The 22,363-nt window shown below is 60.3% G+C and carries 22 protein-coding genes; 9 read left to right on the top strand and 13 right to left on the bottom strand.

The features are described from left to right. Positions 1 to 24 precede the first annotated feature (24 nt). On the bottom strand, positions 25 to 1,602 hold the full coding sequence (locus SWE17_RS11205; RefSeq protein WP_322993180.1) for a glycerol-3-phosphate dehydrogenase/oxidase: 1,578 nt from the start codon (positions 1,600 to 1,602) through the stop codon (positions 25 to 27). A gap of 135 nt (positions 1,603 to 1,737) precedes the next feature. On the opposite strand from SWE17_RS11205, the gene SWE17_RS11210 reads away from it, so the two are divergent. Both SWE17_RS11210 and glpK read left to right on the top strand, forming a co-directional pair. Then, positions 1,738 to 2,538, top strand: coding sequence for a DeoR/GlpR family DNA-binding transcription regulator (locus SWE17_RS11210; RefSeq protein ID WP_322993181.1), 801 nt, complete (start codon positions 1,738 to 1,740; stop codon positions 2,536 to 2,538). 3 nt (positions 2,539 to 2,541) lie between these two features. Then, the gene (glpK, locus tag SWE17_RS11215; RefSeq protein WP_322993182.1) at positions 2,542 to 4,047 is read left to right on the top strand and encodes a glycerol kinase GlpK; all 1,506 of its coding nucleotides are present in this window, start codon (positions 2,542 to 2,544) and stop codon (positions 4,045 to 4,047) included. A 45-nt stretch (positions 4,048 to 4,092) separates the two neighbouring features. Here the strand turns inward: glpK and SWE17_RS11220 are convergent, their stop codons facing one another. Together SWE17_RS11220 and SWE17_RS11225 are read right to left on the bottom strand one after the other, a co-directional pair. After that, positions 4,093 to 5,121: a tripartite tricarboxylate transporter substrate binding protein gene (locus SWE17_RS11220; RefSeq protein ID WP_322993183.1), complete on the bottom strand. Its 1,029-nt coding sequence runs from the start codon at positions 5,119 to 5,121 to the stop codon at positions 4,093 to 4,095. A gap of 149 nt (positions 5,122 to 5,270) precedes the next feature. Further along, positions 5,271 to 6,236, bottom strand: a complete 966-nt coding sequence (locus SWE17_RS11225) for a porin (protein WP_322993184.1) — start codon at positions 6,234 to 6,236, stop codon at positions 5,271 to 5,273. A 357-nt stretch (positions 6,237 to 6,593) separates the two neighbouring features. Here SWE17_RS11225 and coq7 point away from each other — a divergent pair, with 357 nt between their 5' ends. After that, on the top strand, positions 6,594 to 7,220 hold the full coding sequence (gene coq7 / locus SWE17_RS11230) for a 2-polyprenyl-3-methyl-6-methoxy-1,4-benzoquinone monooxygenase (RefSeq protein WP_322993185.1): 627 nt from the start codon (positions 6,594 to 6,596) through the stop codon (positions 7,218 to 7,220). A gap of 10 nt (positions 7,221 to 7,230) precedes the next feature. On the opposite strand, the gene SWE17_RS11235 is transcribed toward coq7, so the two are convergent. The 4 genes from SWE17_RS11235 to SWE17_RS11250 form a co-directional block, all read right to left on the bottom strand. Beyond that, a complete protein-coding gene (locus SWE17_RS11235; protein WP_322993186.1) occupies positions 7,231 to 7,683 on the bottom strand; it encodes an OsmC family protein in 453 nt (150 codons plus the stop codon). A gap of 49 nt (positions 7,684 to 7,732) precedes the next feature. Continuing rightward, positions 7,733 to 8,734 carry an MBL fold metallo-hydrolase gene (locus SWE17_RS11240; RefSeq protein WP_322993187.1) on the bottom strand — a complete coding sequence of 334 codons (1,002 nt, stop codon included), beginning with the start codon at positions 8,732 to 8,734 and terminating at the stop codon, positions 7,733 to 7,735. 73 nt (positions 8,735 to 8,807) lie between these two features. After that, entirely contained in the window at positions 8,808 to 9,437 is a 630-nt protein-coding gene (locus SWE17_RS11245) for a TetR/AcrR family transcriptional regulator (protein WP_322993188.1), read from the bottom strand. An 18-nt stretch (positions 9,438 to 9,455) separates the two neighbouring features. Further along, positions 9,456 to 10,040: a 5-formyltetrahydrofolate cyclo-ligase gene (locus SWE17_RS11250; RefSeq protein ID WP_322993189.1), complete on the bottom strand. Its 585-nt coding sequence runs from the start codon at positions 10,038 to 10,040 to the stop codon at positions 9,456 to 9,458. 9 nt (positions 10,041 to 10,049) lie between these two features. On the opposite strand from SWE17_RS11250, the gene SWE17_RS11255 reads away from it, so the two are divergent. Further along, on the top strand, positions 10,050 to 12,038 hold the full coding sequence (locus tag SWE17_RS11255) for a lytic transglycosylase domain-containing protein (protein ID WP_322993190.1): 1,989 nt from the start codon (positions 10,050 to 10,052) through the stop codon (positions 12,036 to 12,038). Positions 12,039 to 12,045: 7 nt separating this feature from the next. Here SWE17_RS11255 and SWE17_RS11260 read toward each other — a convergent pair whose 3' ends face one another. The 4 genes from SWE17_RS11260 to SWE17_RS11275 form a co-directional block, all read right to left on the bottom strand. Further along, positions 12,046 to 12,342, bottom strand: a complete 297-nt coding sequence (locus tag SWE17_RS11260; protein ID WP_322993191.1) for a polyhydroxyalkanoic acid system family protein — start codon at positions 12,340 to 12,342, stop codon at positions 12,046 to 12,048. Continuing rightward, positions 12,330 to 14,375: a molybdopterin oxidoreductase family protein gene (locus SWE17_RS11265; RefSeq protein WP_322993192.1), complete on the bottom strand. Its 2,046-nt coding sequence runs from the start codon at positions 14,373 to 14,375 to the stop codon at positions 12,330 to 12,332. The genes SWE17_RS11260 and SWE17_RS11265 overlap by 13 nt, the downstream gene beginning before the upstream one ends. 144 nt (positions 14,376 to 14,519) lie before the next feature. Next, positions 14,520 to 15,563 carry a CapA family protein gene (locus SWE17_RS11270; protein ID WP_322993193.1) on the bottom strand — a complete coding sequence of 348 codons (1,044 nt, stop codon included), beginning with the start codon at positions 15,561 to 15,563 and terminating at the stop codon, positions 14,520 to 14,522. After that, positions 15,560 to 15,979, bottom strand: a complete 420-nt coding sequence (locus SWE17_RS11275; protein WP_322993194.1) for a hypothetical protein — start codon at positions 15,977 to 15,979, stop codon at positions 15,560 to 15,562. The genes SWE17_RS11270 and SWE17_RS11275 overlap by 4 nt, the downstream gene beginning before the upstream one ends. Positions 15,980 to 16,085: 106 nt before the next feature. Between SWE17_RS11275 and SWE17_RS11280 the strand changes: the two genes are divergently transcribed. From SWE17_RS11280 to SWE17_RS11300, 5 genes are all read left to right on the top strand, one after another. Next, positions 16,086 to 17,297 carry a M20 aminoacylase family protein gene (locus tag SWE17_RS11280; protein WP_322993195.1) on the top strand — a complete coding sequence of 404 codons (1,212 nt, stop codon included), beginning with the start codon at positions 16,086 to 16,088 and terminating at the stop codon, positions 17,295 to 17,297. 11 nt (positions 17,298 to 17,308) lie between these two features. Next, a complete protein-coding gene (locus SWE17_RS11285) occupies positions 17,309 to 18,397 on the top strand; it encodes a M14 family metallopeptidase (protein WP_322993196.1) in 1,089 nt (362 codons plus the stop codon). Next, positions 18,394 to 19,353 (top strand): complex I NDUFA9 subunit family protein, encoded by a 960-nt coding sequence (locus SWE17_RS11290; protein ID WP_322993197.1) that lies wholly within the window; start codon positions 18,394 to 18,396, stop codon positions 19,351 to 19,353. Before SWE17_RS11285 ends, SWE17_RS11290 begins: the two co-directional genes overlap by 4 nt. 182 nt (positions 19,354 to 19,535) lie before the next feature. Then, entirely contained in the window at positions 19,536 to 20,219 is a 684-nt protein-coding gene (locus tag SWE17_RS11295; RefSeq protein WP_322993198.1) for a glutathione S-transferase family protein, read from the top strand. Positions 20,220 to 20,233: 14 nt separating this feature from the next. Then, positions 20,234 to 21,487 carry a multifunctional CCA addition/repair protein gene (locus SWE17_RS11300; protein ID WP_322993199.1) on the top strand — a complete coding sequence of 418 codons (1,254 nt, stop codon included), beginning with the start codon at positions 20,234 to 20,236 and terminating at the stop codon, positions 21,485 to 21,487. 7 nt (positions 21,488 to 21,494) lie between these two features. On the opposite strand, the gene trxC is transcribed toward SWE17_RS11300, so the two are convergent. Together trxC and infA are read right to left on the bottom strand one after the other, a co-directional pair. Next, positions 21,495 to 21,941, bottom strand: coding sequence for a thioredoxin TrxC (gene trxC / locus SWE17_RS11305; protein ID WP_322993200.1), 447 nt, complete (start codon positions 21,939 to 21,941; stop codon positions 21,495 to 21,497). A gap of 95 nt (positions 21,942 to 22,036) precedes the next feature. After that, on the bottom strand, positions 22,037 to 22,297 hold the full coding sequence (gene infA, locus SWE17_RS11310) for a translation initiation factor IF-1 (RefSeq protein ID WP_019426546.1): 261 nt from the start codon (positions 22,295 to 22,297) through the stop codon (positions 22,037 to 22,039). Positions 22,298 to 22,363 lie beyond the last annotated feature (66 nt).

Consider the following 22,363-nt stretch of genomic DNA (forward strand, 5'->3'; position numbering starts at 1 on the left):
CGCTCCTTCAAACGCTCATGTGATTTATGTGCCCGCCAAATCAGACGGGCTCAACTGGTACTGTTGGCACAAGGCCAAAAATGCGGGCAATGCCGGGTCGATGCCCGTCTCTTGTTCCAACAACTCGGCCACTCGCGGGGCCATCTGGGCAGCCAGGCGGGCATCCAAAAACAAAACACGCCAGCGCCGTGCCAGCATGTCTTCGACTGTGACGGCCCATTCTGAACGCGCAGCGTAACGCACCATCGCAGCCGTCAAGCCCAGCCCTAACATCTCTTCTGAGCCCGGGGCATTTTTCACTTGATCGGCCTGCGTGCCCAGCAGGTGCAAGCCGGGGGTATCCATCAAACTCACCGCAAGAGTGCCTGGCGAGGGAGCACCAAACAAGGTGTGGCGCTCGGTGCGAGCATCGTGCACGGGTGCAGACAAATCACCCTGGCGCACCAACTCGCCCATCACATCCTGGGCCATGCTCCGGTAAGTGGTCCATTTGCCGCCGGTCACGGTGACGAAACCGGGCGCCTCTCGAACAATCAAATGTTCACGTGACATTTGCGCAGTGCCACCCGAAGGGGCAGAACCACCGCCCACCAAAGGCCGCAAGCCCACCCATATGCTTTTGATGTCTTGGGCCCGCAAGCGCACGCCCAACGCCTGCTCCGTCTCTTTCAACAAAAAGGCCAGCTCTTCGGCCATGGGACGGGGCTCCAGCGGCGCATCGTTTCTCGGCGTATCGGTGGTGCCAATCACGGTTGCCCCTAACCAGGGTACGGCGAAGAGGACGCGGCCATCTGATGTGCGAGGCACCAACACAGCTTCCTGCAAAGGCAGCAGCGCACGGTCTACCACCCAGTGCACGCCCTGGCTCGGCTTGACCAAACCCGGCAATTTCTGCGCAGGGTTCGCTGCAGGCAAGGCCAACTGCCGCATTGCATCGACCCATACCCCGGTCGCGTTCACCACACAGGCGGCCTGGAGCGTTGCGGTTTGGCCATTGAGGCCGTCTTTCAAACTGACTTGCCAGCCCTGACCATGACGGACCATGCCGACCACCCGCACATGGTTGCGCACCCGCGCACCACCCGCTTGAGCTGTTTGGGCCAAGGCCAAGGCCAAGCGCGCATCCTCAAACTGCCCATCCCAATAGCGCACGGCAGCCACCGTGCCAGGCAGCACGGGGACCGAGGCGCTCAACTCGTCAGAACTCAGCATCTCGGTGGACCCGAGGCTCAAGCGACCCGCCAACCATTGGTACAGCTTAAGACCCACGGTGGTCAATGCCCAAGACCACCAGCTTCGCTCGTGCACGACGAATGGCAAGGGCTGCGCCAAATGGGGTGCCAGGCCCAGCACAATCGCCCGCTCCCGCAAAGCCTCACGCACCAACTTGATGCGCCCTTGCGCCAGATAACGGACACCGCCATGCAGCAATTTGGTCGAACGTGAGGATGTACCGCACGCAAAATCACGCGCCTCGACCAGCACCACTTGGCGCCCTTCCAATGCGGCCTGAACAGCCACACCCAACCCGGTGGCACCGCCACCGACCACCAGCACATCGCAAGGTTCTAGGGTCCAGTCTGAAAGTTCAGGTCGAGTCATCATGAGGCGCGAAAATGTTTCTTTTCTTTCGTTTATTTTCTTTTATGAGTTTATATAGGGGATAAAGGTGATCACATATGATCGTTATCCCTGATGGCTATTTCCTGAAAAAGCGGTAAAACAAGCGCCATGACCATGGCACTCAATCCCCGACAACAGGCCATGCTGCAGCACGTGCGTGAACGCGGCAGCCTCAAAACCGAGGCCTTGGCCGCACAATTCGAGACCACGCTTCAGACCATCCGCCGCGATATCCAACGCCTCACGGAAACCGGAGCGCTGGAGCGTTTTCATGGCGGGGTACGCGCCATCGACAGCAGCGCGCGCAACACCACCTATGCTCAGCGCCAACGCACCCATGCCCTGGCCAAACAGCGCATTGCGCGCACCGTGGCTGCCGCCATACCACCGGGGGCGAGTCTGTTCATGAACATTGGCACCACGGTTGAAGCCGTGGCCAGCGAATTGCTGCACCACGCCGACCTGCGCGTGATCACCAACAATTTGCATGTGGCCCAGACCTTGACCGGCAACCCTCAATGCGAAGTTCTCATGGCAGGCGGCACTGTGCGTCATGAAGACCTGGGCGTTGTGGGTGAGGCAGCACTGTCGTTCATCCGCCAATTCAAGGTCGACATTGGCCTCATCGGGATCAGCGGGATCGACGCGGACGGCACGCTCAGAGACTTTGACATGCGTGAAGTCATGGTGGCCCGCGCCATCGTCGAGCAGTCGCGGCAAGTCTGGTTGGTGGCCGATCACAGCAAATTTGGCCGGGCGGCCATGATCGAGATGGCCCCCTTGAAAGCCTTGCACACCCTGTTCACCGATGCCCCCCTGTCGCCCGACTTTGAACAACTGCTGCGCGACCAATCCGTCCGCTGTGTCGTTGCACCCGCCAAAGACGCTGCGCCTGGCACCCCCTCAGACACTTGAACCATGACACACCCTGCTTATTTGCTGGCACTCGACCAGGGGACTTCCAGCTCCCGAGCCATCGTCTTTGACGATCGCGGCCGCATCGTCGGTACCGCTCAACAAGAGTTTCCGCAAATCTTTCCGCAGCCTGGCTGGGTCGAGCACAACCCCATGGCCATTTGGCACAGCCAACGCGACACGGCACAACAGGTGTTGGCCCAATGTGGCCTGAAGCCCTCTGACATTCGCGGCGTGGGCATCACCAACCAGCGTGAAACCACGGTGTTGTGGAACCGCAGCACTGGGCAGCCGCTGCACAACGCCATCGTTTGGCAAGACCGCCGAACCGAGCCAATGTGCCAAGAGTGGCGGGACCAGTGTGCAGAACAGTGGGTCCAACAACGCACCGGTTTGCGTTTGGATCCTTACTTTTCGGCCACCAAACTGCGCTGGCTGCTCGACCACATTCCTGGCGCACGCGCCCAAGCCCAAGCAGGCGAGCTGGCCTTTGGCACAGTGGATACCTGGTTGATCTGGCAACTCACGGGCGGGCAAAGCCACGTCACCGACATCAGCAACGCCAGCCGCACCCTGCTGTTCAACATCCACACGGGGCAATGGGACGACGAGTTGTTGGCCTTGTTTGACATCCCGCCTGCCATCCTGCCACAGGTGCAACCCTCCGTCTCGGAGTTTGGCCGGGTGCAGAACGGCTTGCTGGGCGAAGGCGCAGGCCCATTGATAGGCGGCGTGGCGGGCGACCAGCAATCGGCCCTGCTCGGACAAGCGGGCTTGCAAGCGGGCGATGTAAAAAACACTTACGGCACGGGTTGCTTCATGCTCATGCACACGGGATCTGTGGCGCTGCAAAGTGACAGCGGGCTGATCACCACTTGCGCAGCCCAATTGCAAAACCAAGCGCCCATCCACTATGCCCTCGAAGGCAGCGTGTTCATCGGTGGTGCGGTGGTGCAGTGGCTGCGCGATGGTCTCAAAGCGATTGCCCACAGCAGCGAGGTCGAGGCACTGGCAGCCAGCGTGGAGAGCAGCGACGGTGTGGTGCTGGTGCCCGCATTTGCTGGCTTGGGCGCGCCCTATTGGTTGCCCCATGCCCGCGGCAGCATTCAGGGGCTCACGCGGGGCAGCACGGTGGCGCACATTGCCCGCGCCGCACTTGAAAGCATCGCCCTCCAGAGCACAGTGCTGCTGCAAGCCATGCAAAAAGATGCACGGCATCTGGCCAATTTGCAGGTCGCAGCCCTGCGTGTGGACGGCGGTGCCTGCGCCAACAACCTGCTCATGCAATTGCAAGCCGACCTGATGGGCTTGCCCGTGATTCGCCCCCAAACCACCGAGACCACCGCCCTGGGCGCGGCTTTGTTAGCGGGGCTGCAACAAGGGGTTTTCCAACATGCTGGCGAGCTGCGTGAACGCTTGGCCACTGAGCGGGTCTTTGAACCCCAATGGAGCCGCGACCAAGCCGAGGCCAAACTGGCCGCTTGGAACACGGCCGTTCATCGCAGTTGAAATTATTTTCACCCTTGCGACCGCAAGCGATTTACCCACGTCGACTCAAAGTTGGTCGATTTTGATGCCCTGCTGCCGGACCACTTTTTGCCAAGCAGTCAGGTCACCGCGAATGAATTTGTCCATGTAAGCCACGCCTGGGGGCGCTACCTCCAAAGCATCATTCTTCAAACGTGCCTGCACATCGGGCATGGCGGTCACTCTGACCAAAGCCTGGTTCAGGCGCTCGACCACATCACCGGGCGTTCCTTTGGGGGCCACCAAACCAAAATAGTTCAACGCCGTCAAATCTGCCAAATTTTGCTCTGCCAGTCCTGGCACTTGTGGGAACAGGGGGTGACGCTGACCCGTGGTGACCGCCAACGCTTTGATGCGCCCATCGCGAACCAAAGGTGCCAAGGCCGGAATGGTGCCTGTCAGCACATGGATTTGGCCGCCCATCATGTCCACCGTGGCAGGTGCAATGCCACGATAAGGGATGTGCACAATCGACACCCCCTGCTGCGCCTTTAGTTGCTCCAGCACCAAGTGGTTGATGCCTCCCGCTCCAGCCGAACCGTAATTTAGCTGACTCGGTCTGGTTTTGGCGTAAGCCACCAATTCGGCCAAACTGTTGACCGGCAAGTCTTTGTTGCAAGCCCACATCAAGGGGCCCTGCGCCACCATGCTGATGTTGGTAAAACCATTCAAGGGGTCATAGCCAGCGGTGGGCAAGACGGCCGGGACGGTGGTGTAAGGCGCCGCCACCAACAACAAGGTGTAGCCATCGGCCGGACTTTGGGCCACAAATTGGGAGCCGATAGCGCCTGAAGCCCCGGTTTTGTTGTCAACCACCGCCGACACATTGAGCAGCTCGCCCAACTTCTGAGCCAACAATCGGCCCATGGCATCTGTTCCGGCACCCGGCGCGAAGGGCACGATGATTTTGATGGCCTTTTCTGGGTAATTGGCAGCACGTGCGTCCGACGTCACCCACAACGCGCCTGCAGCGGCAGTCACCAAGACGTGACGGCGAGATGGCAACAAAACTTGTGAATTCTTTTCAGGACTGGCCAGTGTGGGTAAATGTTTCATTCAATACCTCAGGAAAAACCATGATTTTGAGTGGTGCATATTTCAATGGAATGACGTCTCTCATCAGCACAGGGCATGAAAAAACCCACCGCGTTGCCACGGTGGGTTTTTTGTCTTTTAACTCTCAGCTGGCTTGCGCCAGCGTCAAATTAGAAAGTGTGCATCAAGCGAACGCGGTACTGGTCGCCGTTGCTGTCAGTGGCGTTACCCATTTTTGTACGGTCACCGTAGGACACGTTCAACACGGTACGCTTGCTGAAACCGTAGTCAGCACCAATGCCCCAGCCTTCTGTCTTACCAGCGCCCAAAGAAGCCGAACCTTCTTTGTTGATCGCGTAAACAGCGCCCAGTGTCAAAGCGCCCATAGGCACAGTCACGCCGAAGGCATTTTGTGTACCAGCGCTGTAAACGCCGTTTTTCTTGTTGTCTTCAAAACCAGCACCGATCTTGGCGATGCCCAGGTCGTAAGAAGCCGAGATACGAACGCGTGTGCGGTCTGTGTTGTACACAGTGTAGTCAGCTGCAGCAGCGATAGGGCCGTTGGCGTAGTTCAAACCAACCACGTCAGCAGCCACGCCTTTGGCAGTAGCGCCAGACAAAGCAGGTGTACCAGCGCTGTCAACGCGTGTGTAGCCCAATGTCATGCCAGGAATCAAAGCGGGTGTTGTGTAGTTGAAGTAATCCAAGTTGGCAACGCCGGACAAGATTGCGCCGTCATAGCCGGACTGCAAGTTCACTGGAGCACCAGCAAAACCCAAGCCCATGATGCCGTTACCAGCTTCAATGGCGCCCAAAGTCACGGAACCGAAGCCACCAGCCAAGGACAATGTGGAGTTACGACCACCAACACCGCTGTTAGCGCCAGTTGCAGAGCCGTCGTCAGCAGCGCCACGGCCGCGAACGCGCAATTCCATAGCAGCAGTTGCCTTCAAGCCACCGCCCAGGTCTTCAACGGAAGTGAAGCGAACGTCACCGTCGGTCACGCCCAGGTTGGACTGACCACCGATGCTTTTGCCGTATGAAGGGCCAAACTTACCGGAAATGGTCACCGAAGATTGTGCGAAAGCAGCGCCTGTGGCAGCAACAGCAGCCAGAGCAATCAGAGTTTTTTTCATTGCAAATTTCTCCAAAGATTAAAAAAGAGCTTCGAATCCACCAGGTGAAAGACACCTGCCTGAACGCTTAGCCAACCTCCAAATTCGGAAGGTTGAGCTATTGCACCAGAGCAAGAAGACTTTTCAAAGAACTTCCATGAATAAAAGGCTTTTTCGTTGCATGAATGCAACAAACAAGGCGCCCAAGAGAACAAACCATCTTTGATTTTCCATTTTTATCAATCAATTCAACAATTTGGCTGATTTTCAGAAGGCATTGCTTGAATACGACGGTGCAAAAGACGGGGTGTTTAGGGTGACGCATCTGAACAAGCGGAGAAGACTCTATTAAAGTAAGGCGTTCACCAGAGGGTTTACATGTCCACCAACGCTTTCATCTTGGCCGCCGACAGCGCTTTGCGCACTTTGTTTGCCGAGCCGCGAGCCAGTCGGCCCACTCCGCAGGCTTCTAGGGCCGAGTTGGCGCTGACAGCAGACGAGCAGCGCGAGTCGGCCGCTTTGATGCGCGTGAACCATGTGGGCGAAGTGTGCGCACAAGCGCTTTACACAGGGCAGGCCCTGGCGTGTCAAAACCCGACATTACGTGCGCAGTTGTCCGAAGCCAGCCGAGAAGAGACGGACCATTTGGCTTGGACTCAGCAACGCCTGAACGAACTCAAGGGCCGCCCTTCGCTGCTGAACCCGCTTTGGTATGCGGGGGCTTTCGCCATTGGTTATGTCGCGGGCAAGCTGGGCGGCGATCAGGTCAGTTTGGGGTTTGTGGTGGAAACCGAGCGCCAAGTCGAAGCGCATCTGCAAAGCCACATGGACTTGTTGCCTGCGGCGGACAACGCCTCTCGCGCCATCGTGGCCCAAATGAAAGCCGATGAAATCGCTCACGCCCAGATGGCCATGAAGGCCGGGGCTGTTGAACTGCCAGGCCCTGTGAAGTCGGTGATGCAACTGGCCGCCAAGGTGATGACCACCGTGGCGCACCGGATTTGAAGCGCGCTGATTAAGCCGCTTCCACCAACTCAAAACTGGTGGTGATTTCAGCGCTCTTGCCCAGCATGATGCTGGCCGAGCAGTATTTGTCATGGCTCATGGCAATCGCCCGCTCCACCGCGCTGGCGGGCACGCCTTTGGCGGTGACAGTGAAGTGCATGTTGATCTTGGTGAAGACTTTGGGGTCCACCTCGGCACGTTCGCTGCTGAGCTTGACGCTGCAGCCCCGCACGTCGTGTCGGCCACGCTTCAAGATGAGCACCACATCGTAGGCGGTGCAGCCGCCTGTCCCGGCCAGGAGCATTTCCATGGGGCGAGGCGCCAGGTTTTGGCCACCGTTTTCAGGCTTTGCGGCGTCTGGCGCACCGTCCATGACCACCATGTGCCCAGAGCCGGTCTCGGCCACAAAGCCCATGCCTGAGCGGGTGCCGGCCGCGCCGGTCCAAGAAACTGTGCATTCCATGTCGTGATTCCTACGATATTTCCGTTTTGACTGCGCTTGTCAGGGCCGCTCAGCTTTGCAGTGCTTTCCACATCTCCATGTCGCGCTCGGCGGTCCAGATGCGGGGGTTCTTGATGCCACTGGCTTCGTCATAAGCGCGGGTCACGTCAAACGGCAGGCAGTGCTCATAAATGAACACATGGCCAAACACCGGGTCCATGCTCTTGCGGGTGTGGGCCATGGCGGCTTTCAGGTCCATCTTGCCCGCTACGGCTTCTTTGCCAGCTTGGAACAAAGTCGTCACCCAGCGCTGGGTGTAGTCCAGTGCTTTGTTGACGTTGGCGTTGCCCTTCATGGCCTCGCCACGACCCGGCACGATGAACTCGGCCTTCAGGGCGCGCAGGGCTTCGAGCGTGGCTGGCCACTCTTCGAGTTGGGCGTCGCCCGTGTACACACCGGCTTCGTACTCGACCAAGTCACCCGAGAAGAGCACTTTTTCTTCTTCGACCCAAGCAATCGTATCGCCACGGGTGTGGCCAGGGCCCGGATGCCAAATCTGCACCACCACGCCGCCCAAGTTGATGCTGAGCTTGCCGGGTACTTCGCCTTGGGTGGGGTTGCCGCCGCCCACCACCATGGTCGGCCAGGTCAGGCCCGGGATGCTGTCGGCACCACGGAACAGGCGAGGAAAGCGCTCCATCTCGCTTTTCATGTCTTGCGCGCCGCGCTCTTTGATCAGGTCCAAAGTGCCTTCGCTGGCGATGATCTCGGTCGCGCCTTCGGCGGCGTAGGCGTAAGCGCCCAGCACACGGACTGCGTGGTAATGGGTCAGCAGTACATATTTGATGGGCAAGTCGCTGACGGTGCGGATTTTCTTGATCAGGTCTTGCGCCATGGCCGGCGTGGCCGTGGCGTCGCTGACCATGATGAATCGGTCACCGATGATCACGCCCGAGTTGGGGTCGCCCTCAGCTGTGTAGGCCCAGCAATGCTGGCTGAGTTGCTCGAAGGTGATCTTCTTTTCGGTCAAATCGGCTTGGCTGGCGAATGCTTTGGTGGGGGCTTTGGACATGGAAGTCTCCGGTCAATGAATGGGGTCGATTTTACTTAAACGAAATGCGTTACGGATAGGTAAATTTCAAAGTTCAACCCAAGCCCTTTTCGAGCATGCCAATCACCTCATCGGCAAAAGCCGCGTAACTGATCGGACCGCCTGGGCGCAGCCAGGTGAAAGTCCAGTTGATCATGCCCAGCAGCATCATGGTCAGCGCGGTTTGGTTGGTGGGGGTGAGGCGCTCGGGATAGGCCCGCTTCATGAATCGGGTCATCGCGGCCACGATGTCACGCTGTCGGTTCAGGATCAGCTCGCGCGGCGACACACCCGCATTGGGCAAGGTGGCATCGGCGGCGTCGCTCAAAAACTGCGTGTCGTTCAGCAGCGCTGCGTGCCGGGTGGCCGAGGTCTCGTACTCCTGCAAAAACGCCCGCACCAACTCATGCAGGGTGGCGCGTTCGTTCAGGTCTTTGCGCTGGGCCGTGGCTTCGGTTTGCGCGATCACCCCCAACAAGCGCTGGGTGTGTCGGTCGAGCAAGTCAAACAGGATCGCCTCTTTGCTCTCGTAGTAGTGGTACAGGCGCGCCTTGGAGGTGCCACAGGCTGCCGCAATTTCGTTCATGCTCGCCGCAGGGTAGCTGCGATCGGCAAAGCATTGCGCCGCGATGTCGAGGATCGCGTCGCGCTTGATGTCGTGGGTGGCTGATTTGGGTCGGGCCATGGTTTGCGAATGGCGGCCTCAAACCGGCCACACCACCCCGTTGTCGTTCAGGATGGCGTCCAGCGGCTCATCGTGCGCTTCCGGCTCGAGGTCATCCACAAAGCCTTGAGTAAAGCCTAAGCCCACCGTGAAAGGCTTAGGCTGTAAGGTGGCCAGCGTGCGGTCGTAAAAACCGCCGCCATAGCCCAGGCGGTAACCGCCCGTGCCGTAGCCTACGCAGGGGACAAACAGCAAGGTGGGCACGATGACTTCGGTGTCTTTGGGTTTGGGGATGCCGTACGCGTCTTCCTCCATCGCACAGCCGGGGTACCAGGTATGAAACGTCAGGGTTTTGTGCAGCTTGTTGACCACGGGCAAGCCAATTTGGCGGCGCTGGGGCTCGCCATGCAGCTCCCCGTCCTCTTTCCAGCGGTGCAACACGGGCAAAGGGTCAAACTCGCCCTTGATGGGCCAATAGGCGCCGATCACCGTGTCCGGGCGGTCAAACAGCCAGATGCGCATGATGCGCTGCAAGGCTTCGCCCCGCTCCAAACGGTCTGGCAGGTTCAACCTTTCTGCCACCAAGGCTTTTCGCAAGGCTCTTTTAACGTCAGCTTTGTCCATAATCGACCCATGAAATTCAATCAGATTCTGACACTGCTTTGTGCCATCGCCGCGACAGGCTTGTGCAGCCCTTTTGCAAACGCCCAAGTTCCTGCCCTCAACAAGGGGGATGAAGTCATCCTGGACATGAGCCAGGCCTTCAAAAAGAACGACAAAACCCGCCTGTCTGCCCTGCTGCCCAAATCCCGGGGCCATGTGCTGGAGCCCTTGGCGGCCTATTGGGAAATGCGTGCGCGGCTGGACACGGCCCCCGAATCGGAGATTCGCAGCTTTTTGAACAGCTATGCGGGCAGCTACTACGAAGACCGCTTGCGCAACGACTGGCTGCTGCAATTGGGCAAGCGACGCGATTGGGCCGGCTTCACCGCCGAATACCCCCGCTACCGCATGCGCGACGACCGTGAATTGCGCTGCTACGCCTTGGCCACCGAGGCCATGAACAGCAAAGCCGATGTGGTCGAGGAAGCCAAACGCCTGTGGTACAGCCTGCGCGAGACCGACGATGGCTGCACCTACGTCGCCGACCATTTGCATTCGGGCAAACAGATCAACGGCCTCGATTTGTGGCGCAAGGCCCGCATCGCGATGGACGCGAACCGCCCCCGCGCGGCGCAGGCTGCGGTCGACATCGAAGCCCCACGTTTGTCCGAGCAAGTGGCCCTGATCCATGCCGACCCAGGCAAATACCTGGACAAGCGGATTTTGGCCATCACCAAGAGCCGCAAAGAGTTGGCCGTGCTGGCCCTGATCCGTTTGGCGGCCAAAGACCCGGACGAAGCGGCCGATTTGCTCAGTCGCCGCTGGTCCGTTCAGCTGAGCCCAGAGGAGCGCAACTGGACATGGGCTGTGATTGGCAAACAAGCTGCTTGGAAACTGCAGGAGAACGCCGCCAGTCACTTTGCCAAAGTGCAAAAAGACAACGACCTGAACGACGACCTGCTGACTTGGAAGGTCCGCGCTGCTCTGCGTCAGGGCCAGTGGCGTCAGGTACTGACGGCCACCCAGGCCATGAGCCCAGAATCACAAAAAGACCCTGCTTGGGTGTATTGGCGAGCCCGCGCGATGCTGGCCACAGCGCAAGACGCCATCCAAAAGCAAGAGGCGCAAGCTTTGCTGCGCAGCATTGCCAGCGTGAAAGGTTTTTACGAACAACTGGCACTGGAGGAGTTGGGCCAATCCATCACCGCGCCAGAGCGCCCTTTGGCGTTGACGCCGCAAGAGAAAGCCGCAGCCCAGACCAACCCCGGTCTGCAACGCGCCCTTTATGCGATCCAGATCGGACTGCGACCTGAAGGCAACCGCGAGTGGAACTACAGCACCAACTTGCACACGCCAGGCGGGATGAACGACCGCGAGCTGCTGGCCGCCGCCGACTTGGCCTGTCAGCGCCAGGTGTGGGACCGCTGCATCAACACCAGCGACCGGACCAAAGAGGCCATCGACTTTGACCAGCGCTTCCCCATGCCGCTGCGCGAGATCGTGGTGCGCCGGGCTGGCGAGATCAAACTTGACCCGGCTTATGTGTACGGTCTGATCCGACAGGAAAGCCGATTCATCATGGACGCCCGCTCGCATGTGGGGGCATCTGGCCTGATGCAGGTCATGCCAGCCACCGCCAAATGGACCGCCAAGAAAATCGGGTTGACCAGTTTCACCCCGGAGCAGATCACCGACCGGGAAGTGAATGTGGCCATTGGCACGGGTTATCTGAAACTGGTGCTGGACGATTTTGAAGGCTCCATGCCCATGGCCACCGCCGCCTACAACGCAGGCCCCAGCCGCCCGCGCAACTGGCGCAATGGCCCGGTGCTCGAAGCCGCCATTTGGGCCGAAAACATCCCGTTCCAGGAAACGCGTGACTACGTGAAAAAAGTGCTGTCCAACACGACCAACTACGCGGCCATCTTGACGCGCCAGCCGCAATCGCTCAAAGCACGCTTGGGGATGATCGGCCCGCGCAACTCACCCATGGCCGAAGTGAACAAGGATTTGCCCTGAACCAAAGTCAGGCCACGGGCCCCAGCAACTCGTCCAAGTTGGCGTTGATTTTTTCTGCGATCTTGCCGCTGTAGGCACCCAACAAAAAGCCGAGTTGGATCTGCAGGTCAAAACGGGTCTCGGTCACGATCAGTTCGCCGCTCACACCGCTGCGCTCAAAGCGCATGCGGTCGACCGCCTCACCAGGCTCTAACGCACAGTTCATGCCCCACTCCTGCTCCGCTTGCTCACGCCAGCGCTCGGCGACCAAGCGTGCGCCAGCCATACCCAAGGTGTGTTCGCGTTCGATTTTCAATTCGGGCATGTCGCCACCTCCACCAAGCAGTCGTAAAACACGGGCGCACGGCCCAAATCGGTCAGGTTCTGGCTGGTCAGCTCGTTCACATTGGTGCCATTCAAGCCCAGTTTGCGCCACCAGATGCCCAGGCCATGAACCACGCCAAGCCGCGCCCGCTGGTTCAGCCGCGCTTTGCAGTGGTAGGTGCCACGGTCGTTGAACACACGCACCACCGCGCCGTCGGCAATGCCCCGCTGGGCCGCATCTTCCGGGTGCATTTCCAGCACGGGCTCGGCCTCGATGTCACGCAGGCTTTGCACATTGACAAAGGTCGAATTGAGGAAGTTGCGCGCGGGCGGCGATATCATGGCCAGCGGGTAGCGACCACCCGGCGCGGCCAGCTCGTAGTTGGGCAGGTGGTCGGGCAAGCCATCCAGCCCCTGGTCTGCCAAGCGTTGGCTGAAGAACTCGCACTTGCCCGAAGGCGATGGAAAGCCGCCTTGCGCAAACGGCGCATCGGGCACAGGCAAGGACGCAAAGCCATGCTCAAGCAACTGCTGAAAGTCTTTGTCATCCCCAATGGCACTGCGGCACAGGCTTTCGTCGCTTTCGGCGAAACACGGGTCGTCAAACCCCATGCGGGCAGCCAGCCCCCTGAAGATGTCGGTGTTGGTGCGTGCACCGCCCACGGGCGCAATCGCTGGGCGGTTGAGCAGCAAGTCGGTGTGACCGTAGCTGGTGTGGATGTCCCAGTGCTCCAGCTGCGTGGTGGCGGGCAAGATGAAGTCGGCGTAATCGGCCGTGTCGGTCTGGAAATGCTCGAGCACCACGGTGAACAAGTCTTCGCGGCCAAAGCCCTGCACCACCTTGCCGGACTCGGGCGCAATCGCTACCGGGTTGCTGTTGTAGACGATCAAGGCTTCGATTTGCGGGCCGAATGCGGATGATGCCGGGCGCAACAAGTCGTCGCCAATGGTGGTCATGTTGATGGTGCGGGGACGGCGCACGCCCAACAAGTCGGGCCGCTGCAAAGCAGCTCGCCGCACCGGAAAATGCCCCGAGCTACTGAGCAAGACCCCGCCCGCCCGGTGCCGCCAAGCTCCGGTAAGGGCAGGAAGGCAGGCAATCGCCCGCACCGCGTTGCCGCCTCCACGCACGCGCTGCATGCCGTAATTCAGGCGAATGGCGGCGGGCTGGGTGGTGCCCCAGTCGCGGGCCAGTTGGCGGATTTGTTCAACCGGCACACCGCACACCTCGGCCGCACGCTCGGGTGGCCATTGCAAAGCGCGGGCCTTCAAAGCGTCCCAACCCAGGGTGTAGCGGTCGATGTAATCTTGGTCGAGCCAGCCGTGCACGATCAGCTCATGCATGAGGGCCAACGCCAGCGCGGCGTCGGTGCCGGGCCGCAGGGCAATGTGTTCGTGGCATTTTTCGGCCGTCTCGCTGCGCCGGGGGTCAATGCACACCAGCTTGGCGCCCTGACGCTTGGCCTCTTGGGCAATGCGCCAAAAGTGCAGGTTGCTGCCAATCGAGTTGCTGCCCCAAATGACGATGAGCTTGGATTCGGCAAAAAACTCGTTCTTCATGCCCACCTTGTTGCCCAAGGTCTGGGTCAGCGCTTCAGCCCCGGCCGAGGCGCAAATCGTACGGTCCAAAAGCGACGCGCCCAGCCGATGGAAAAACCGCGCCGCGATCGACTCGCTTTGCACCAGGCCCATGGTGCCCGCGTAGCTGTAAGGCAGGATGGCCTGCGGGTCTCGTGCGGCAATGGTTTTCAGCCGGGAAGCAATGGCGTCCAAGGCTTCGTCCCAGCCCACAGGCTCAAACTGTCCAGCACCTTTGGGTCCCACACGGCGCAGCGGCTGTAGCAAGCGCTCGGGGTGGTAGGTGCGCTCGGCATATCGCGAGACTTTGGTGCACAACACGCCATCGGTCGGCGCGTGCGCGGGGTTGCCCTGCACTTTGGTGGCGCGGCCGTTTTCAACGGTCGTGAGCAAGGCGCAGGTGTCGGGGCAATCGTGCGGGCAGGCGCCGCGCACCACTTGAATGGCATGGGTCATGATGCGAATTGTGGCGTATCTGGCCGTCAACAGGGGTGTTGTGTGGGAGCCCCGCCCTCGGGGCGATGGCGTACGGCATGCGAGTGCCCATTCGCGGCGGGGGCGCCGCTCCCACGGGCCCCGAACCACTACAGAGCCAAACGCTCAACGCTGCTGACCCGCCACGCACTGCCCCACCGCCGCATCTCCGCGCTGCCAGCAGGGACTGGCAGCGCGATCGTCACGCTCGGGCACCCCATCCATGCGGATTTGGGCCACAAGAGTGTCGAATCCACGCACACCGTGCTTGTCCAAATCCAAACGTAGTACCCAGCCCCGACGCTGGTTGGCGTTGTCGGTTTCTTTCATCACAAAGTTACCGACGCTGTAAATCACGGGCTTGCCTTGGATGTGCTCGATGTCTTGCGTCACATGGGGGTGCCCACCGATCACCGCGTCGGCCCCCGCCTCAACCATCACGCGGGCCAGTTGCCGCTGGCGGGCATTGGCCACCAACTCGTTTTCCCAGCCCCAATGCATGATGGGGATGACCAAGTTTGCGCGGTGCACTTGGCGCGCCTTGCGGATATCGTCCGCCACCTGCTCGTCTTCGCTCCAGGCCACGCCTGGAGCATTGTGGTCGGCTTCAAAACTGCGGGGCATGAACTCGTTGTAGCTCAAGAAGGCGATGCGAAGACCCTGTCGCTCCACGATCCACGGGGTGTGCGCTTCACGCAGGTTCATGCCCCCACCCATTTGGGCCAAACCTGTTTGGCGTAACAAACCCAGCATTTGGGCAAAAGCCTCCCTGCCAAAATCACCCGAATGGTTGTTGGCCAGCGCTACCGCATCGAAATGGGTCTTGATCACAGGCAAAACGCGAGGATGGGCCCGGAATGTGAAATTCTTGTCACCCGAGCTGCCTACCGTGGCCACCACACATTCGAGGTTGGCGATGCGGATGTCGGCACCCGCAAAAACCGCAGCAAACTCGGCAAATGGATCTCCGCCACGGGCGATCAACGCGCCAGGCGCGTCGTCCAGCACGGTGTCTCCTGCAAACACCAAGCGAATGGGCTTGTCCAAAGGGGCAGCGGTTTGGGCCTGGGCCGATGACCCGCCCCAAAATCCGAACCAGCATGTCATCACCACAAGCCACTGGAAGATGAACATGCTTGCTGGGGCTTTGTATTGCTGAAACTGCTTCATGGTGCCGTGCCTTCCAAACTGCAGCTGTAGATCAATTCCCGCTCCAAGGGCCCACCGTAAACGTGGTTTTGCCCAGTGATCGGGACGGCTGTCTTGGAAGCGGGGAAAGGCGGCAAATATTTCACTTGGTGCACCAACAGCGGCTGGGTGGGTGTGTCAAGGTAGCTGTAAATCAGAACCCGGTCGATCTTTTGGGCCGTGCCCACCACGATCGGTTTGAACCAAAATCGCCCGCCAATGTCCACCGAAGCCACCGGGTAAGGGTCCGCCACCGGGCGGGCCACCACAGTCTGAGTAGCCCCGGCATAAGTGACTTGGCAAGTGAGTTGGGACTGGGCCAGTGCCGCGCCCCCCAAACCAAGCAGGGTCAAGCCCCAAGCCAAAGGCAGGGGTTTTCGAAGAATTTTTGTATGCATGGGACTGTGATTTTGCACGCAGCCCAAGGCACCCAGGTGACAGGCCGAACCCGGCCGCTTTATGGGGCGATTGGCAAAGAAAGGCAAGTCCCGCTAGACTGTGTTCATGAAAATCATCGACTCCATCCTCACCGACGCGACCAGCATCGCGGCCATCCGCAAAGACATCCACGCCCACCCTGAGCTGTGTTTTCAAGAAGTGCGCACGGCCGATGTGGTGGCCCAGCAGCTGACCGACTGGGGCATCCCCATTCACCGGGGAATGGGCACCACGGGAGTGGTGGGCATCGTGCACGGCCGTGACGGCGGCGCTTGCGGGCGGGGCATTGGCCTGCGCGCCGACATCGACGCCCTGCCCATGCAGGAATTCAACACTTTTGCCCACGCCAGCAGCTACCCGGGCAAGATGCACGCCTGCGGCCACGACGGCCACACCGCCATGCTGCTGGCAGCGGCCAAGCACTTTGCCAAACACCGCGACTTTGACGGCACGGTGTATTTGATCTTCCAACCTGCCGAAGAAGGCGGCGGCGGTGCCCGCGAGATGATCAAGGACGGCTTGTTTGACAAGTTCCCAATGCAGGCCGTGTTTGGCATGCACAACTGGCCCGGCGCTGCGGTGGGCACATTTGCCGTGAGTGCTGGCCCCGTGATGGCATCGAGCAACGAGTTCAAGATCACCATCCGCGGCAAAGGCAGCCACGCCGCGCTGCCGCACAACGGCATTGACCCAGTGCCCATCGCCTGCCAAATGGTGCAAGGTTTCCAGACCATCATCACCCGCAACAAGAAACCGGTGGATGCGGGCGTGATCTCGGTCACCATGATCCACGCAGGCGAAGCCACCAACGTGGTGCCCGATTCTTGCGAGTTACAAGGCACGGTGCGCACCTTCAGCATCGAGGTGCTCGATTTGATCGAAAAGCGCATGAAGCAAGTGGCCGAGTCGATTTGCGCGGCTTTTGACGCGCAATGCGAATTTGAGTTCGAGCGCAACTACCCGCCCACCATCAACAGCGCCGTGGAGGCCGACTTCGCCCGCCAGGTCATGATAGGCATCGTGGGGGCCGAGCAAGTGTTGCACCAAGAGCCCACCATGGGCGCAGAAGATTTCTCGTACATGTTGCAGGCCAAGCCGGGTGCTTATGTCTTCATCAGCAATGGCGACGGTGCCCACCGTGAAATGGGCCACGGTGGCGGGCCTTGCACCTTGCACAACCCGAGTTACGACTTCAACGACGACCTGATCCCGCTGGGCGGCACGTATTGGGTGGAGCTCGCCACACAGTGGCTGGCCCAACCGATCCCAAGCGCTTGACCAGGTCCCGCATGAACGACATCCAGAATGGCTTTTCCAAAAGCTACGAGCAGGCCCGTGAAAAATTCTTGAACGCTGCGCAGACAGCTGGCCTGCAGGTGGACTCGAACATTCACCCCCTTCTTGGTCGGGACGGTGAAACGCTGGCCATGGACGTGGTGCTTGACGGTGCAACCGACGCCAAGGCCGTGCTTGTCATCAGCAGCGCTTGCCACGGCGTAGAAGGTTATTGCGGCTCCGGCGTGCAAATCCATGCACTGAAAAATACCGCTTGGCGTGAAGCAGCCCGTGCGCAGGGTGTCGCTGTGCTTTACATCCATGCCCTCAACCCACACGGGTTCTCGCATGTGCGCCGGGTCACCCACGAAAACGTGGACATCAACCGCAACTTCCAAGACTTCTCCAAGCCCTTGCCCGACAACCCGGCCTACCGCGAGATCCACACCTTGCTGCTGCCCGAGGTCTGGCCACCCGATGCTGCCAATGCAGCGGCCACTGCGCAATACATCGCTGAACGCGGTATGAAAACTTACCAGGCAGCCGTCTCCAAGGGTCAGCACGAATTCCCAGATGGTCTGTTTTTTGGTGGCCAAGCGCCCACTTGGAGCAACCACACTTTGCGATCGGTTCTCAAAAAATACGGCCAGCACTGCCAAAAAATGGCTTGGATCGACCTGCACACAGGCCTTGGCCCCAGTGGCATTGGAGAACGCATTTTTGCTTGCGCCGACGATGCGGCGGCGTACCAACGTGCCAAAGCGTGGTGGGGCCAGGGCATCACCTCAATTTATGACGGCTCTTCCAGTTCACCCATGCTCACAGGACTCATGTGGATGGCGGCTTACCAAGAATGCGGGCAGGCCCAATACACAGGCATTGCTCTTGAATACGGCACGCAAACGCCCGACAAGGTCATCTATGCACTGCGCGGAGACCACTGGCTGCAATCCCACCCTGAAGCCCCTGAGGCCCTGAAAAAGCAGATCAAGCAAGAGCTGATGGATGCGTTTTACGTCGACACCGACGAGTGGCGCACTCAGATCGTCAATCAAGCCATGGATGCGATGCACCAGGCTGTCACAGGTTTGAACACAGCATGAGCACACGACGCGTCTTGGTTTTAGGTGGCAGCGGCTTTGTGGGTCGCCACGTCTGCGAACAACTCGCTCGCCTGGGCTGGCAAATCACCGTACCCACCCGCCGCGCCGTGAATGCGGCCAGCGTGCAAAGTTTGCCCGGGCTGACGGTGATCGAGGCCAATGTTCACCAAGAAGCCGATCTGGCCCGTTTGATGCCCGGCCATGATGCGGTGGTGAATCTGGTGGCCGTTCTGCATGGCAGTGAAGAGCGCTTCGAGCAGGTGCATGTTGACTTGCCCGGAAAAATCGCCAGCGCCATGAAAAAAGCGGGTGTGCATCGCTTGGTGCACATCAGCGCTTTGGGTGCCGACCCACAAGGCCCTTCGATGTACCAGCGCAGCAAGGCCCGGGGCGAGACGGTTTTGCACAACGCAGGGCTGCAGCTGACGGTGTTGCGCCCCAGCGTGATCTTTGGCGCCGAAGACAAATTCCTCAATCTGTTTGCAGACCTCCAAGCTGTGGCGCCCTTCATGCCCTTGGCGGGCAGTGGCACGCGCTTTGCGCCCGTCTGGGTGGCCGATGTGGCGCGCGCTGTGGCGGTTTGCCTGCAAAAGCCGGACACCGTAGGTCAAACCTACGAACTCTGTGGCCCGGACGTGATGACCTTGGGCGAGTTGGTGCAGCGCGCCGGGCAGTGGGCGGGCGTTAACCACGGCAGAGGTCGTCCGGTCATTGGTTTGCCGATGTGGGTGGGCTGGCTGCAAGCTGCGGCCATGGAGTTGGCCCCAGGTGAGCCACTCATGAGCCGGGACAACCTGGCGTCGATGAAGGTGGACAACATCGCGACGGGTCAACTGCCGGGTCTTTCCGACTTGGGCATCAGCGCAGCATCTGCAGCGGGTGTAGCACCCAGCTATCTGGGCCACCGGGGGCCACGCAGCAAGCTGAACCGCTGGCGCTCACGCGCTGGACGCTGAGTTCGGACAACGCTTTAGTTCGAGGTCTTCAGGGATGTGCGAGGGGATGCGGCGGGTTCCTCATGACGGGGTACCGAAAATCGTCACCCGACGCATCCCCTTAAACACCTTGGCGGTGCAATCTGTCCCTTGTTAACAGCTGTGAGCGCTAACATGTGGGCTCTGATTCACGGGAGATAAAAATGATCCAGCTCTACATCGCCAACAAAAACTATTCTTCTTGGTCCATGCGCCCATGGGTGCTGCTGCGCCAAGCGGGCATCGACTTTGAAGAGGTCTATGTCCGCTTTGACAGCTTTGCGGCCGACTCCAAGTTCAAGGCCAGCCTCAAGGCCGTGAACCCGGTGGGCAAAGTGCCCGTGCTGTTGCACGATGGCTTGGCCGTTTGGGACACTTTGGCGATTGCCGAATATGTGGCCGAACAGTTCCCGGGCAAACAGCTCTGGCCACAAGACCGCGCTGCCCGAGCTCGCGCGCGCAGCGTCTGCGCCGAAATGCACAGCGGTTTTACCGGCCTGCGCAGCGCCTGCCCGATGAACATCGAGGCAAACCTGCCCGAGATCGGTGCGCTCGCCCTGCGCGACAAAGCTGCCGTGCGCGCCGACCTGGAGCGCATCTGCAATCTTTGGAGCGGCCTGCTGCAAGAACACGGCGGCCCCATGCTGTTTGGCCAGTTCACCGTGGCCGATGCTTACTTTGCCCCAGTGGTCATGCGCCTGAAGACCTATGCCTTACCCGTGCCTGCCGATGTGGCAGCCTACATGGACCGCGTGTGCGCCCTGCCCGGTGTAAAGGCCTGGATCGACGACGCATTGGCCGAAAAGGACTTCATCGACTTTGAAGAGCCTTTCCGGGTGGCTCGCTGAGCGAAACGCTTGACATGAACGTGTTTGTTGTCGGTGGTGCGGTGCGCGATGCCTTGATGGGGCTTCCCGTCAATGACCGCGACTGGGTGGTGGTGGGCAGCACGACCGAAGCCATGAGTGCGCAAAGCTATGTGCCCGTGGGCAAGGACTTTCCGGTCTTTCTGCACCCGCAGACCCGCGAGGAATACGCCCTGGCCCGCACCGAGCGCAAGACGGCGCGGGGCTACAAAGGCTTTGCGGTGCAGGCAGCACCCGACGTCACGCTCGAACAAGACCTGGCCCGGCGCGACCTCACGGTGAACGCCATGGCCGTGCCCGAGGAAATGGCGCACCAGCCCCCCAGCGCCTGGGCAGAACAGATCGTCGACCCCTATGGCGGCCAACGCGACCTGAAGACCAAGGTGCTGCGGCATGTCACGGACGCGTTTGCCGAAGACCCGGTGCGCATCCTGCGGCTGGCCCGTTTTGCGGCGCGCTTTGCCGACTTCACCGTGGCCGATGAGACGATGGCCTTGATGCGCCAGATGGTCGAAGACGGTGAAACCGACCACCTGGTGGCCGAACGCGTATGGCAGGAGTTGGCCAAAGGCCTGATGGCCGAAAAACCCTCGCGCATGTTCGAGGTGCTGCGCGCCTGCGGCGCGCTCAAAGTGCTGCTGCCCGAACTGGACCGCCTCTGGGGCGTGCCGCAACGCGCCGAATACCACCCCGAGGTGGACACGGGCGAGCACATGATGCTGGTGATGGACATGGCTGCACGTCTGAACACGCCGCTGGCTGTGCGTGTGGCCTGCCTGATGCACGACCTGGGCAAAGGCACCACACCCGCCGACGTGCTGCCCCGGCACATCGGCCACGAAGGCCGCAGCGTCAAGCTCTTGCAAAAAGTGTGTGAGCGACTTCGCGTGCCGAGCGATTGCAAGGAACTGGCCGAAGTGGTGGCGCGTGAACACGGCAACATCCACCGAAACGCTGAGCTGGGGCCAGAAGCCTTGATGCGCTTGTTGGAGCGCTGCGACGCCATTCGCCAAGCTGAACGCTTTGCGCTGGTGCTGCAAGCGTGCGAGTGTGATGCACGGGGACGCCTGGGGTTTGAAGAAGCGGCTTACCCGCAGGCTGGGCGCTTGCTCAAAGCGCAACACGCAGCGCTGTCGGTTGAGACCGCGCCGATTGCCCAGGTTGCGGCAACGCAGGGCCTCAGGGGTCCGGAAATTGGTGCACAGATCACCCGAGCCCGAATCCAAGCCATCGCGCTGGCACCTCTGTAAGTCCATCTCAAAGGTGCGAACGCGTCCACTCGGCGATGTCTTGCGCCGTGCGGAAAGCACCCGCTTGGCGAGCGACTTCTTTGCCTCCGACAAACAAGGCAAGTGTGGGGATGCTGCGGATGTTGAAACGGGCGGCGATGGCCTGCGCTTCTTCGGTGTTGAGTTTGGCCACACGCACTTGGGGCTCCAAAAGGCCAGCGGCCTGCTCATAAGCAGGGGCCATCATGCGGCAAGGGCCACACCAAGGTGCCCAAAAGTCCACCAGCACAGGCAGATGGCTGCGGCCGATGTGTTTGTCAAAGCTGGCTGCGTCCAGCGCCAGCGGATGGCCGTCAAAAAGAGATTGGTGGCACTGTCCGCAATCGGGTGCATTGCGCATATCCGCCACACGCACCCGGTTGGTGGTGTGGCAATGCGGACAAACAATGTGCAAGGCGTTGGCTGTATCGGTCATGGCATCCCCTGTGATTCAAAAGCACTTGGGGACCATGCTGCCCGATTCAAGGGCCTTGCGCGTTGACTCAGGTCAACGCGAGGAACCAGGCAAGATCAACGTGCTGGGGGGCGGCGAGGCGCCATAGGGGCGCGACCTGCCAGGTGACGGAAGCTGATACGGCCTTTGCTCAGGTCATAAGGCGAGAGCTCAAGGGTCACACGGTCACCCGCCAAAATGCGGATGTGGTTCTTGCGCATCTTGCCAGCCGAATAAGCAATCAGTTGGTGGCCGTTGTCCAGGGTCACGCGAAAACGGGTGTCGGGCAACACCTCGTTGACCACGCCCATCAGTTCAATCAGTTCTTCTTTAGCCATTTAAAACGTCTTTCTCAAAGCAGGATCGGTTTCGTCGTCTGGCGCTCCACCCACAACATGCCTTCA

Origin of the sequence: Limnohabitans sp. (assembly GCF_034680285.1) — a bacterium.
Lineage (GTDB): Bacteria > Pseudomonadota > Gammaproteobacteria > Burkholderiales > Burkholderiaceae_C > Limnohabitans_A.